The organism is Inquilinus limosus, assembly GCF_051487185.1.
GTDB lineage: Bacteria > Pseudomonadota > Alphaproteobacteria > DSM-16000 > Inquilinaceae > Inquilinus > Inquilinus limosus_F.
The window spans coordinates 98,465-110,445 of sequence record NZ_JAHVDK010000029.1; the positions used below are offsets into that span (position 1 = coordinate 98,465).

At 72.0% G+C, this 11,981-nt stretch carries 11 protein-coding genes; 4 read left to right on the forward strand and 7 right to left on the reverse strand.

Translation table 11 applies throughout. The features are described from left to right. Window positions 1-17: 17 nt before the first annotated feature. Together KXR53_RS27970 and KXR53_RS27975 are read right to left on the reverse strand one after the other, a co-directional pair. Complete coding sequence (locus tag KXR53_RS27970; RefSeq protein WP_437378591.1) at window positions 18-371, reverse strand: MmcQ/YjbR family DNA-binding protein; 354 nt, start codon at window positions 369-371, stop codon at window positions 18-20. A gap of 16 nt (window positions 372-387) precedes the next feature. Beyond that, window positions 388-690, reverse strand: a complete 303-nt coding sequence (locus tag KXR53_RS27975) for a zinc-finger domain-containing protein (protein ID WP_437378592.1) — start codon at window positions 688-690, stop codon at window positions 388-390. On the opposite strand from KXR53_RS27975, the gene KXR53_RS27980 reads away from it, so the two are divergent. After that, window positions 689-1,678: an ABC transporter ATP-binding protein gene (locus KXR53_RS27980; protein WP_437378593.1), complete on the forward strand. Its 990-nt coding sequence runs from the start codon at window positions 689-691 to the stop codon at window positions 1,676-1,678. The genes KXR53_RS27975 and KXR53_RS27980 overlap by 2 nt on opposite strands. A gap of 3 nt (window positions 1,679-1,681) precedes the next feature. On the opposite strand, the gene KXR53_RS27985 is transcribed toward KXR53_RS27980, so the two are convergent. Further along, on the reverse strand, window positions 1,682-1,924 hold the full coding sequence (locus KXR53_RS27985) for a toxin-antitoxin system HicB family antitoxin (RefSeq protein WP_437378594.1): 243 nt from the start codon (window positions 1,922-1,924) through the stop codon (window positions 1,682-1,684). A 198-nt stretch (window positions 1,925-2,122) separates the two neighbouring features. Beyond that, window positions 2,123-5,698: an ABC transporter ATP-binding protein gene (locus KXR53_RS27990; RefSeq protein WP_437378595.1), complete on the reverse strand. Its 3,576-nt coding sequence runs from the start codon at window positions 5,696-5,698 to the stop codon at window positions 2,123-2,125. Between the two features lie 166 nt (window positions 5,699-5,864). Between KXR53_RS27990 and KXR53_RS27995 the strand changes: the two genes are divergently transcribed. After that, window positions 5,865-6,773, forward strand: a complete 909-nt coding sequence (locus tag KXR53_RS27995) for a LysR family transcriptional regulator (protein ID WP_437378596.1) — start codon at window positions 5,865-5,867, stop codon at window positions 6,771-6,773. A gap of 357 nt (window positions 6,774-7,130) precedes the next feature. After that, the gene (locus tag KXR53_RS28000) at window positions 7,131-8,087 is read left to right on the forward strand and encodes an alpha/beta fold hydrolase (RefSeq protein ID WP_437378597.1); all 957 of its coding nucleotides are present in this window, start codon (window positions 7,131-7,133) and stop codon (window positions 8,085-8,087) included. 21 nt (window positions 8,088-8,108) lie between these two features. Here the strand turns inward: KXR53_RS28000 and KXR53_RS28005 are convergent, their stop codons facing one another. The 3 genes from KXR53_RS28005 to dgcN form a co-directional block, all read right to left on the reverse strand. After that, the gene (locus tag KXR53_RS28005) at window positions 8,109-9,338 is read right to left on the reverse strand and encodes an adenylate/guanylate cyclase domain-containing protein (RefSeq protein ID WP_437378598.1); all 1,230 of its coding nucleotides are present in this window, start codon (window positions 9,336-9,338) and stop codon (window positions 8,109-8,111) included. A gap of 94 nt (window positions 9,339-9,432) precedes the next feature. Continuing rightward, the gene (dgcA, locus tag KXR53_RS28010) at window positions 9,433-10,419 is read right to left on the reverse strand and encodes an N-acetyl-D-Glu racemase DgcA (protein WP_437378599.1); all 987 of its coding nucleotides are present in this window, start codon (window positions 10,417-10,419) and stop codon (window positions 9,433-9,435) included. A gap of 3 nt (window positions 10,420-10,422) precedes the next feature. After that, the gene (gene dgcN / locus KXR53_RS28015) at window positions 10,423-11,421 is read right to left on the reverse strand and encodes an N-acetyltransferase DgcN (RefSeq protein ID WP_437378600.1); all 999 of its coding nucleotides are present in this window, start codon (window positions 11,419-11,421) and stop codon (window positions 10,423-10,425) included. A gap of 154 nt (window positions 11,422-11,575) precedes the next feature. On the opposite strand from dgcN, the gene KXR53_RS28020 reads away from it, so the two are divergent. Beyond that, a partial coding sequence (locus KXR53_RS28020; RefSeq protein WP_437378601.1) for a hypothetical protein occupies window positions 11,576-11,981 on the forward strand: 406 nt, incomplete at its 3' end.

Here is an 11,981-nt window from a genome sequence, read left to right on the forward strand (position 1 = left end):
GCCGGGGCTCGGATCCGTCACCCCGGCCCCAGGATCTCGGCCCGCGCCGCCCGGGTCAGCTTGGCCAGCACCAGGCGATGCGCCTCGCGCAGATAGGCCTGCAGATCCGTCTCGGGCAGGGCGTCCAGCGCCGCCGCCACCCATTTGGCGCGGGCCAGATAGGGCGCCGGGCGGATGCCCGGCTGCTCGATCAGCAGGATGTAGGAGAACTCCGACGCCTTGAACCAGGCCTCGGGTTCGCCGCGCGACATCCCGGCCAGGAGGGCGAAGATCTTGCCGCCGATCTTGAACACATGGGCGCCGCCCCATTGCACACTCAAGGTCGCGCCGGGCAGCGACAGGCAGAAGGCCTCGACCGCCTCGGGCGTCATCCCCCGCGCCGGGCGGTCAGTGGCCGTGGCGGTTGCCCTTGCGCACGAAGCGGCGGCCGCAATAGTTGCACACCACCTCGGACTGATGCCCGATCGGGTAGTAGACCATCGGGTGGCCCAGCGGCCCGCCGCCGCCGTCGCACCCAACCGTCTCGACATCGCGGTCGACCTCGATCACTTCGGACGGCTGAAGGGTGGCGGCGGGCTGCATGGCTCGGGGTTCCTGGCGGCAAAAGGCATCGGCGGGCAAAGATTGCCCGCATTCCGGCCGGATGATACCCATGGCGCCCAGCTGATCAACTACTTCGCACAGGATCATGGCCGCCGAGCCGTTGCCGAACGCCGCACCGGAGAGCGCTATCCGGCTGCGCGGCCTGACCAAGACCTATCGCGGGCGCAACAAGCAGCCGGACAAGCTGGCCCTGCACCCGATCGACCTCGACATCCCCGCCGGCTCGATCTTCGGCCTGCTGGGCCCGAACGGCGCCGGCAAGTCGACCCTGATCAACATCCTGGCCGGGCTGGTCACCAAGACCGCGGGCGACGCCTGGGTCTGGGGCTTCGACATCGGCCGGTCGCCGCGCCGGGCCCGGGCCGCGATCGGGGTGGTGCCGCAGGAGCTGAACATCGACCCGTTCTTCACCCCGCGCGAGCTCCTGGATCTGCAAGCGGGGCTCTACGGCGTGCCGAAGGCGGAGCGGATCACCGAGGCGCTGCTTGAGGCGGTCGGGCTGGCCGACAAGGCCGACGCCTATGCCCGCACCCTCTCCGGCGGCATGCGGCGGCGGCTGATGGTGGCCAAGGCGATGGTGCATTCGCCGCCGGTGCTGGTGCTGGACGAGCCGACCGCCGGCGTGGACATCGAGCTCCGGCGCAGCCTGTGGGCGCATGTCCGGGCCCTGAACCGGGCCGGCACCACCATCGTCCTGACCACGCATTATCTGGAGGAGGCGGAGGAGCTGTGCGACCGGATCGCGATCATCGATCACGGCCGCATCGTCGCCTGCGACAGCACCGCCAACCTGCTGTCCAGCGTCGACAGCAAGACCCTGGTGGTGACGCTGAGCGAGCCCCTGCCGGCGCTGCCGCCGGCCCTCGCCGCGCGCGGCATGGAGCTGGCGGGCGCGACCCGGCTGGTGGTGCGGTACCGGCCCAGTGAGACCCGGCTGGGCGACCTCCTGAACCTGATGGACCAGAACGGCGTGCGCATCGCCGACCTGACCACAGAGGAGACCGACCTCGAGGACATCTTCCTGCAGCTCACTGGCGAGGGCGCCGCGGCGGCAAGGAGGGCGGCAGGGGAGTAGGTCTCAGCCGGCGTCCTCGTCGGCCGGGGGTTCGTCGCCGGCCTCGTCGAGAAAGCGCAGAAACGCTGCCCGGTCTCCCGCAGCCGCCCGCTTCCGGAAGAACTCTTCCGTTTCGAGCGCCGAGAGCTTTTCGGCCACGGCGACATTGATGAATTGATTCAGGCTGGTGCCTTCGGCTGCCGCCAAGCGTTCTGCCGCGCTCTTGAGCGAAGGCTGAAGCCGCAGCGCATAGTTGGCCTTGCTCATCCGATTCTCCTCAGCAGCTCTGCAGGCGCGACGATCTCATTACCGGCGCCGAAATATAGACCCGTCATGGCGAGCCCCGAAGGGGCGTGGCCATCCAGCCGCACCGACTTCTGGATGGCCACGGCGCTGCGCGCCTCGCCCTGACGGGAAAGGGGCCGGAGAGCAGATCTCAAGGGCCGCTGGTACAGCCGTTCATATCTACTGCGCCGCCTGGGCCGAGGCGAGCTGGCGGGAGACCAGTTGGGTGTAGAGCCCGCCGCGGGCCAGCAGCGCCGCATGGGTGCCGGTCTCGGCCACCCGTCCCTCGTCCAGCACCACGATCAAGTCGGCGTCGCGCACCGTCGACAGGCGGTGGGCGATGACGATGGTGGTGCGGTCGGCCTGCAGCCGGTCCAGCGCCCGGCGCACCGCCTGCTCGTTCACCGTGTCGAGATGCGACGTTGCCTCGTCCAGGATCAGCACCGGTGCGTTCTTCAGGAAGGCGCGGGCGATGGCGACGCGCTGGCGCTGGCCGCCGGACAGCGCCGTGCCGCGCTCCCCGACGGGCGAATCGAGCCCCTCGGGCAGGGTCTCGACCAGCTCGGCCAGCGACGCATGCTCGATCGCCGCCGCTAGCTCCTCTTCGCTCGCCTCCGGCCGGGCGATCCGGATGTTGGCGCGCAGCGTGTCGTTGAACAGGTAGGTGTTCTGCGCCACCAGCGCGATGCGCCGGCGCAGGTCGTCGAGATTGTAGTCGCGCAGATCGGCGCCGTTCAGGGTGATCCGGCCCTCGTCCGGGTCCCAGAACCGCATCAGCAGCTGCGCCGTGGTGGTCTTGCCGGCGCCGGAGGTGCCGACCAGCGCCGCGGTCTTGCCGGCGGGGATCTCGACCGTCACCCCGGCCAAAGCACGCCGGCCCTGGCCGGGGTAGGTGAAGCCGACGCCCTGCAGCGCCAGCGCTGCCGGGCCGGCATGGTCCGGCACGCCCGGCCCGTCGGTGACCGGCACCGGCTCGGCCTTCAACCCGTAGATGCGGCGGGTGGCGCCCAGCGTGTCGGCCAGCTGGCGGCCGATCTGCGCGATCTCCGACACCGGCAGGAAGGCGGCCATGGCCAGGATGGTCAGCAGCGGCAGCAGGCCCGGATCGATCGCACCCTCAGTGGAAAGGGCAGCGCCGGTCACCACCACGGCCAGTCCGCCCAGGCCGGTCAGGATCTCCAGCAGGCTCTGCTGCCGGGTCAGCTCGGCGAAGAAGGGCAGGCGCAGCCGGATGAAGCGCTGCGACAGCGCGTCCAGCCGGTCGCCGCGCGCCTTCTCCTGCTGGAAGGCGACAATCTCGCCCAGACCCTGTACCGAATCGACCGCGAAGGCGCCCAGCTCACCCGCCGCCTCGCGCGACTCGGAGCCGAGCCGGTCGACCCAGCCGCGCATCAGGAATGGGCTGACGGCCACCGCCAGCAGGAAGGGCAGCAGCGCCAGCGCGATCCATGGGCTGGCCCAGACCAGCACCGCCAGCACCGCGGCCGGCACCAGCACGGCGACGAAGGCCGGCGCCACGGTGTGGGCGAAGAAATACTCCACCAGCTCGATGTCGTGGGTCACCAGCGCCATCAGGTCGCCGGTGCGCCGCCGCACCAGATAGGCCGGGGCCAGGGCGTCGAGCTTGCGGAACACGTCCATGCGCATGTCGGCCAGCAGGCGGAAGGCCATGTCGTGCGCGATCCAGGATTCCAGCCAGTGCAGAACGCCCGACAGGGGCGCCACCACAGCCAGAGCCCAGAGCAGCCCGCCATAGGGCTCGCCGTTCTTCAGCGCCAAGAGGACGAGGGCGCTCAGCACCCCGACGCCGATGAAGGCGACAACGCGCAGCACGCCGAAGCCGAAGGTCAGGGCCAGCTTGCCCTTCCAGGGCATGGCGAGATTCATCAACTCGGCCACCAGCCGGCCCCAGCCCAGCCCTTCGGCCTTGAGGATGCCCTCGGTCTCCACCTTGGTCGCGGCGGCCGGCGCGGCCGGGGCCGGCTCGGCGGTGCGGGAGGCGATGGGAGCGTCGATCACAGTGGCGGCGGCGGATTCGCGCGCCTGCTCGGCCATCAGCCCGGCATAGACGCCGCCCTGCCGCATCAGCGCGGCGTGCGTGCCGCTCTCCACCACCCGGCCGCGGTCCAGCACCAGGATGCGGTCGCAGCCGATCACGCTCGACAGACGATGCGCCAGCACCACGGTGGTGCGGCCCTGCATCAGCCGGTCCAGCGCCTCCTGGATCACCGCCTCGTTCTCGGCGTCGACCGCGGACAGCGCCTCGTCCAGCACCAGGATCGGGGTGTCGCGCAGGAGCGCCCGGGCGATGGCGACGCGCTGGCGCTGGCCGCCGGACAGCTTCACGCCCTTCTCGCCGACCACGGTGCGGTAGCCCTGCGGCAGCGACTGGATGAAGCTGTGGATATTGGCGGCGCGGGCGGCGGCCTCGACCTCCGCCTCGGTCGCGCCCGGCCGGCCCATGCGGATGTTGTCCTCGACCGTGCCGTGGAACAGGAAGGTGTCCTGGTTCACCACCGAGATCATCGACCGGATCTGGTCGAAGGACAGGCCGCGCAGGTCGTGCCCGCCCAGACGGATGGCCCCGGCCTCCGGATCGTAGAAGCGCAGCAGCAGGCGCACGATCGACGACTTGCCGCCGCCGGACGGGCCGACCAGGCCGATGCGCTCGCCGGCCTTGGCCTCGAAGCTCAGCGCCTCATGGATGGTGCGGCGCGTGCCGGGATAGCGGAAGCGCACGCCGTCGAAGGCGATGGTCGGCTCCAGCGGCCGGTCCAGCGCCGCCGGGGTCGCATCCGCCACTTCCGGCCGGTCGTCCAGCACCTGGTAGATGCCCTGGGCGGCGGACAGGCCGACCATGCCCTGGTGCAGCACCGACCGCAGCTCGCGCATGGGCCGGAAGATCTCGACCCCCAGCATCAGGATGACCAGCAGCGCGGAGAGAGCCATGGCGCCGGATTCGACCCGCCAGGCGCCCAGCGCCAGGGCCGCGGCGGCGCCGCAGGCGATGGCGCTGTCGGTGATGCCGCGGGCCAGCACATTGGTCGCCAGCACCCGCATGGTGCTGCGGAACAGCGACCGCGCCTTGGTCTCCAGCACCGCGGCGCGGGCCTTGCTCTGGCCGAAGGCTTTCAGCGTCGCCAGGCCCTGGACCGAATCCAGGAACTCGGCGGCGAAATCGGCATAGACCTGGCGCAGCTGCAGCGAGCTGCCGGTCTCGTGCCGGTGCCACAGCGCCGGGCCGAACAGGGCGATCAGCGCGAAGGCCAGCATCACCGCCGCCACCGGCAGGTCGACGAAGGCGATGGCGGCGAAGATCAGGATCGGCGTCAGCAGTGCGATCAGGAACTGCGGCAGGAACTGGCCGAAATAGACCTCCAGCTGCTCCACCCCGTCGATCAGCGACAGGGTCAGGGCGCCGGAGCGGCGGCGGGCGACGGTGCCGGGCCCCAGCGCCGCGATCCGGTCGAAGATGGTGCGGCGCAGCCGGGCCTGGACGCGCGACGCGGTCTCGTGCGCCACCATCACCCGGGCGTATTCGGCGACGCCGCGCAGCATCATGACGCCGGCGATCAGGGCGATGGAGGGCACCAGCTCGGCCAGCGGCCGGCCGGCGAAGACCTGGCCGATCAGCCAGCCCAGCAGGGCCAGCCGCGCGACGCCGAGCGCGACCGAGACCACGCCGATCGCCACGGCCCAGACGATGCGGAGACGGACCCCTTCGGTGAAGCGCCACAGGCGCGGTTCGAAATGCATCGCGCGTGTTCCCTTTGGTGAAAAGACGCCGCCGGTCGCCTGTCGTCGGATGGGTCGGGCCGGCCCAGACCAGACGATAGTGTGAACGCAGGTGAACGGAATTCGACAAATTCGAGGAGGGGCTGTACGTTTCTGTTCAGGCATATCCGTTCGGGAGTCGCCGGCCATGACCGCCGATTGGGACGATCTGCGCGTGTTCCTGACCCTCGCGCGCGAGGGCAACCTGACCGCGGCGGCGCGGCGGCTGCAGGTCAGCCACCCGACCGTGGCCCGCCGGGTGCGCAGCCTGGAGGAGTCGATCGGCGCCCGGCTGTTCGACCGGCTGCCCGACCGCTTCGTGCTGACCGCGGCGGGCGAGGAGCTGCTGGCCGACACCGAGGCGATGGAGCGCGCGGCCGAGTCGATCCAGCGCCGCAGCGCCGGACTCGGCGACACGGCGCACGGCACGGTCCGGATCTCGGCCGGCGAGGCGATGACGGGCTTCCTGGCCGACCATCTGCCGCGGCTGCGGCGCGGACTGCAATGCATCGAGATCGAGCTGGCGGCGAGCCACATGCTGGCCAATCTCTCGCGGCGCGAGGCCGACCTCTTGATCCGCGAGCAGGTGCCGGACATCCCGAGCCTGGTGGCGCGGCGGCTGGGCCGGGTGGAGTATGCGATCTACGCCGCCCGGGACCGCGAGGTCGCCGACACGACGCCGGAGGGGCTGCGCGGCGTCACCTGGGCCGGCTTCGACGAGGAGCATGCCTACATGCCCGGCCAGGCCTGGGTGGCGGAGCTGCTGCAGGGCGCCCGGCCGGCGGTGCGGGTCAACAACTGGCTGGTGCTGCAGCATGTGGTGCGCAGCGGCGAGGCGATCGGCCTGCTGCCCTGTTATGCCGGCGACCCGGATCCCGGGCTGCGCCGGCTGGGACCGGTGGTGGCGGAGGTCGGGGTCGACCAGTGGCTGCTGGTGCATCGCGACCTGAGGGCGCTGTCGCGGGTGCGCCGGGTAATGGATTCCCTGGTCGCGCTGTTCCGCGAGCGCCGCGATGTCCTGGAGGGCCGTCTGCCGCAGGAGGCCGCGGCGGCTTGATCGCGCCGCGGCCGGCGGCTGAAATGAGGCCATGCTGGTGAGTACCCGATCTGTGACAGCCGCTCCGCTCAGGCTCGCCCATGGTTTTCATTCTCCCCCTCCCCTCGCGGGAGGGGGCAGGGGGAGGGGGTGTCGATGACGGGGGACGGCGTGTGGGGATCCGGGAGCGCTGCCAGGTTGCGACGATCTTCCGACATGGGGCCTGGCGGCACCAACCCCTCCCCCTACCCCCTCCCACAAGGGGAGGGGGAGGATAGGGGGACAGGCCGGCGACTACTCCTCCACCGGCCTTTTGCCCGGCTCTTAGCCTGCCTCACCCTCCTCCTGGTCGCCGCCTGCGGGGCGGAGATCCAGCCGATGGGAGCCCTCAATGGAACCCCGCGGCTGGACGCCGATGCGGTGATCGCCAGCGACGGATACCGCCTGCCGCTGCGGCATTGGGGGCCGGCGGAGCAGCCGCGCGCAGTGGTCCTGGCGCTGCACGGCTTCAATGAATACGGCAAGGCGTTCGACGACCCGGCGCGGTTCTGGGGCCAGCTCGGCATCGCCACCTACGCCTACGACCAGCGCGGCTTCGGCGCCACGACCGGGCGCGGCATCTGGCCGGGGGCGGAAACCCTGGCCGACGACGCCGCCACGGCGCTGCGGCTGCTGGAAGCGCGCTATCCCGGCGTGCCGGTCTATCTCCTGGGCGAAAGCATGGGCGGCGCCGTTGCCATCCTGACCGCGACCCGGCCGGAGCATCCGCCGATGGCCGGGCTGATCCTGTCCGCCCCGGCCACCTGGGGGCGGCAGAGCATGGACGCCATCCCCCGGGTGGCGCTGTGGCTGACCCGCCGGCTGATCCCGGCGATGACCTTCACCGGGCGCAACCTCGGCGTCCAGGCCAGCGACAACATCCCGATGCTGGTCGCGCTCGGCCGCGACCCGCTCTACATCCGGGCGACGCGGGTCGATGCGATCGACGGGCTGGTCGACCTGATGGGCCGCGCCTCCGACGCGGCGGCGGAGATCCCGGAGCCGACCCTGGTGCTGCTGGGCGAGCATGAGCAAGTGCTGGCGCCGGCCTCGGTCGACCGGCTGCTGCGCCGCCTGCCGCGGCGGCCGGATGTCGTCATCGCCTCCTACAGCCGCGGCTGGCACTGGCTGCTGCGCGACCTCGGCCGGCGCACGCCGCAGCGCGACATCGCCGACTGGCTGCTGCATCCCGGGCCCGGCCTGCCCTCGGGCGCGGAGCTGCGCGGCCAAGCCCGGCGCGCCCTGGCCGACGAGGCGGCTCCGGCCTCCGAGCTGCAGGCCTCGACCGGGGGCTGAAACAGGATCGGAAGGGGGTGGCTAGGCCGCCTCGGCCGGAAGCGGCAGGCGCAGCGGACTGAACACCTCCTGCTCCTCCGACACGCCGCGCAGGCTGAACCGGCCCATCGGCTCGGCCTCCACCCCGGCGGCCTGGCGGAAGGCCTCGGTCATCAGCGGCCGGCGGCCGGTGATCCGGCACAGCGCCTCGACCCGGCTGGCCAGGTTGACCGCGGGGCCGATGACGGTGAAGTCCAGCCGGTCGGCGGCGCCGATATTGCCGTACATCACCTCGCCGATATGCAACGACAGGCCGTAGTCCAGCGCCGGCCGGCCCGCTTCGACGCGTTTGGCGTTGAGCGCGGCCATGCCGTGCTCCGCCATCGCCGCCGCAGCCAGGGCCTTGGCCGCGGCGTCGCGAACGCCCTGCTCCTCGTCCACCGGGAAGATCGCCAGCATGGCGTCGCCGATGAACTTCAGGATCTCGCCGCCGGCTTCCTGCACCGACGCCGCCATCGTCTCGAAATAGCTGTCGAGCGTGGCGACGATCTCCTCGCGCCCGACGCTCTCGCTCATCGCCGTGAAGTCGCGCAGGTCGCAGTACCAGATCGCGGCGTGCAGCGATTCCGACATGCCCCGGCGGATCTGGCCGTTCAGGATGCGGGCGCCGGCGTCGTGACCGACATAGGTGTCCAAGAGGTCGACCGCGGTGGCGCGCAGGGTGTGGATCTCGACCAGCCGGGTCAGGATCGGCATCAGCCGGTCGAGCTTTTCCAGCGCCGGCTCGGAGAAGCCTTCCTCCTCCCGCGTGGCGAAGGAGATGGCGGAGCGGCGGCCTCCGGTGAAGCCGAGGCCGAACAGGGCGTAGTCGGTCAGCCCCTCGTCACGGAACTCGACCAGCACCGGGAAGTCCAGCTGCGCCTTCGGGCCGACCAGGCGGCGGCGCAGCGCGTCCGCCCCCTCCTCGATCACTGCGCGGATCGGGCTCTCCTGGTATTCCGGCGAGTTCCGGTTCTCCCACAGGCCGCGGCGGCGCTCGATCGCGCCGGTGCCGCGCCAGATATAGGCAGTGCCGAAATAGAGCGGGTGGAGGGCCGGGACGACCGCCAGCACGCGGGCGACCGGAACGTCCTCGGCCACCAGGCGGTTGCAGAATTCCTCGAGCAGCTGGCTGGTGTCGCGGATCGTCGGCGCTTCATAGAGCAGCCAGTCGAGGGTGGGTGAGCCGGTACAGCTCGTCATCGGGTGGTCTTTCTCGATCACGACGCCCATGGTCCCGCCCCTCGCTCAGCGCAAGCCTCCTTCATCTAGGTGCGGCGTCTCCGGATTTCGAGGGCCGGGCGCGCCGCCCGTTCGACAGACCTGCTCAGCCCCAGAGCGTCGGATCGGGCGGCCAGACCGTGGCGCCATCATAGCGCAGGGCAGGATCGTGGTCCTGCGCCAGCAGCAGCGGCCCGTCAAGATCCACCACCTCCGCCCCTTGGGCCACCAGCGTCGCCGGCGCCATGGCGAGGGAGGAGGCGACCATGCAGCCGACCATCACGGCAAAGCCGCGCTCGCGCGCCCCGGCGCGCAGCCGCAGCGCCTCGGTCAGCCCGCCGGCCTTGTCCAGCTTGATGTTGACCATGGCGTATTTCCCGGCGCAGCGGTCCAGGCTGGCGGTATCGTGGCAGCTCTCGTCGGCGCAGAGCGGGATCGGGCTCTCGAAGCCCTGCAGCGCCTCGTCGTCCGACGCTTTCAGCGGCTGCTCGATCAGCTCGACGCCGAGCGCGGCCAAGGCCGGGCCGAAGCGCTCCAGATGGCCGATCGACCAGGCCTCGTTGGCGTCGACCACCAGGCGGCTGTCCGGCGCGTTCTCGCGCACCGCCCGCACCCGCTCCAGGTCGCCGTCGCCGGTCAGCTTCAGCTTCAGCAGCGGCCGGTGCGCCGACTGCCGCGCCGCCTCGCCCATCCGTTCGACCGTGTTGAGACTCAGCGTGTAGGCGGTGACGACCGGCCCCGGCTCGGGGATCCCGGCCAGGGCCCAGGCCGGGATCCCGGCCAGCTTGGCCTCCAGATCCCACAGCGCGCAGTCGACCGCGTTGCGCGCGGCACCGGGCGGCAGCAGCGCCTGCAGCCCCGGCCGGTCGGCGCCGTCGGCGACAGCATTGGCCACGCTCTCGATCTGCGCCCGCACGCTCTCCAGGCTCTCGCCATAGCGGGCATAGGGCGTGCATTCGCCGCGGCCGACCGCGCCGCCGGCGGCGATCTCCGCGATCAGCGTCCGCGCCTCGGTGCGGCTGCCGCGCGAGATGGTGAAGACTCCGCGGATCGGCCACACCGCCTCGCGGACCGAAAGCTGCCGGCCGGTCATCAATCAGACCAGCCGGTCGACGATGGCGCCGACGCCGGTGCGGACCGGGTCGACCGCGGGCAGGCCGAAGCGGTCCTCGGCCTCCTTCAGCGCCCGCTCCGCCGCCTGCGGGTCGAGCGCCGAGGTGTTGAAGGCGAGGCCGACCACCTTGGCGTCGGGGTTGGTCAGGCGGGCGCAGCGCTCGTTCAGCGCGATGCACTCGGCCAGGTCGGGCAGGGGGAAATGCGGCAGGCCGCGCATATGCGGCCGCCCGGGCTCGTGGCACATCACCAGCGCCTCGGCCTGGGCGCCGTGCAGCAGGCCCAGCGACACCCCGGCATAGGAGGCGTGGAACAGCGAGCCCTGGCCTTCGATCAGGTCCCAATGGTCCGGCTCGGCCTCCGGCGACAGCCATTCGGTGGCGCCGGAGATGAAGTCGGCGACCACGGCGTCGACCGAGACGCCGCCGCCCGCGATCAGGATCCCGGTCTGGCCGGTGGCGCGGAAATCCGCCTTCAGACCGCGGGCGCGCATCTCGCGCTCCAGCGCCAGTGACGTGAACATCTTGCCGACCGAGCAGTCGGTGCCGACGGTCAGCAGGCGCCGGCCGCTGCGCGGCGCGCCGGTGGCGACCTCGAACTCGCGGTCCGGGTGGCGCACGTCGAACAGGCTGCGGCCCAGCGCCTTCGCCCGCTCCGCCACCGCCGGCAGATCGGCGATGCGGTTGTGCAGGCCGGACGCGATGTCCATGCCGAGCTCCAGCGCCCGCAGCATCGTGTCCTGCCAGGCCTCGGAGATCCGGCCACCGCGGTTGGCGACGCCGATGATCAGCGTCTGCGCCCCATTCGCCGCAGCCTCTTCCAGCGTCAGGTCGGGCAGGCCGCAGGTGGCGCGGCAGCCGTCCAGCCGCAGCTGGCCGACGCAGATCTCGCGGCGCCATTGCGCCACGCCATAGGCGGTCTTGGCCGCGAGCTGGTCGGGGGCATCCCCGAGGAACAGGAGATACGGGCGCCTGATGTCCACGATGCGGGCTCCTCACCAACGGTCGCGGCGAGTGTAGCGGGAATCGAAGGACAGGCCAGGACCGCGGCGCCGGGACCTCATAACCGGCGGTGATGGTCCGGGAACGGCGTCAGTTCTGTGGCTGGTCCTGCTGCGGCCGCTTCTCGGGTGGTGGGTGCCGCGGTATCGGCGGCGGCCGGTGCTGGGCCTGCGGCGCCGCATGGACCGGCGGCCGGGCGGTGTGCGGCGCGGGATGCGGTGCGGCTGGGGCCTCGTGCTGGGGCTGCTGCGCCGGGGGCGGGATGACGGCCAGGTGCTGCCCGGCCGCCGGTGGATGCGCCGCGGCCGCGGGCAGCCTGGAAGCGGTTGCCGTCGCCGGTGCGCCGCCCGGCCGCTGACCGCGCTCGGGCAGCGGCGGATGGCCTGGTCGTGCCGTGGCCTGGACTGCGGCCGCCGGGCCGTGCTGGCCGGGGGTGGGCAGCGKCGGACGGCTCGGCTGGGCCGGGACCTGCCCGGCGGGCGCATGGGCATGGTCGACCGGCTGGGCGGGTCGGCTCGGCGCCGGCGGGCGCGGCCGGTTC

Excerpts from the sequence above, each read along its gene's own strand:
- KXR53_RS27970 (WP_437378591.1), bottom strand. The coding sequence starts at position 371 with ATGACGCCCGAGGCGGTCGAGGCCTTCTGCCTGTCGCTGCCCGGCGCG.
- KXR53_RS27980 (WP_437378593.1), top strand. The coding sequence starts at position 689 with ATGGCCGCCGAGCCGTTGCCGAACGCCGCACCGGAGAGCGCTATCCGG.
- KXR53_RS27975 (WP_437378592.1), bottom strand. The coding sequence starts at position 690 with ATGATCCTGTGCGAAGTAGTTGATCAGCTGGGCGCCATGGGTATCATC.
- KXR53_RS27985 (WP_437378594.1), bottom strand. The coding sequence starts at position 1,924 with ATGAGCAAGGCCAACTATGCGCTGCGGCTTCAGCCTTCGCTCAAGAGC.
- KXR53_RS27990 (WP_437378595.1), bottom strand. The coding sequence starts at position 5,698 with ATGCATTTCGAACCGCGCCTGTGGCGCTTCACCGAAGGGGTCCGTCTC.
- KXR53_RS27995 (WP_437378596.1), top strand. The coding sequence starts at position 5,865 with ATGACCGCCGATTGGGACGATCTGCGCGTGTTCCTGACCCTCGCGCGC.
- KXR53_RS28000 (WP_437378597.1), top strand. The coding sequence starts at position 7,131 with ATGGGAGCCCTCAATGGAACCCCGCGGCTGGACGCCGATGCGGTGATC.
- KXR53_RS28005 (WP_437378598.1), bottom strand. The coding sequence starts at position 9,338 with ATGGGCGTCGTGATCGAGAAAGACCACCCGATGACGAGCTGTACCGGC.
- dgcA (WP_437378599.1), bottom strand. The coding sequence starts at position 10,419 with ATGACCGGCCGGCAGCTTTCGGTCCGCGAGGCGGTGTGGCCGATCCGC.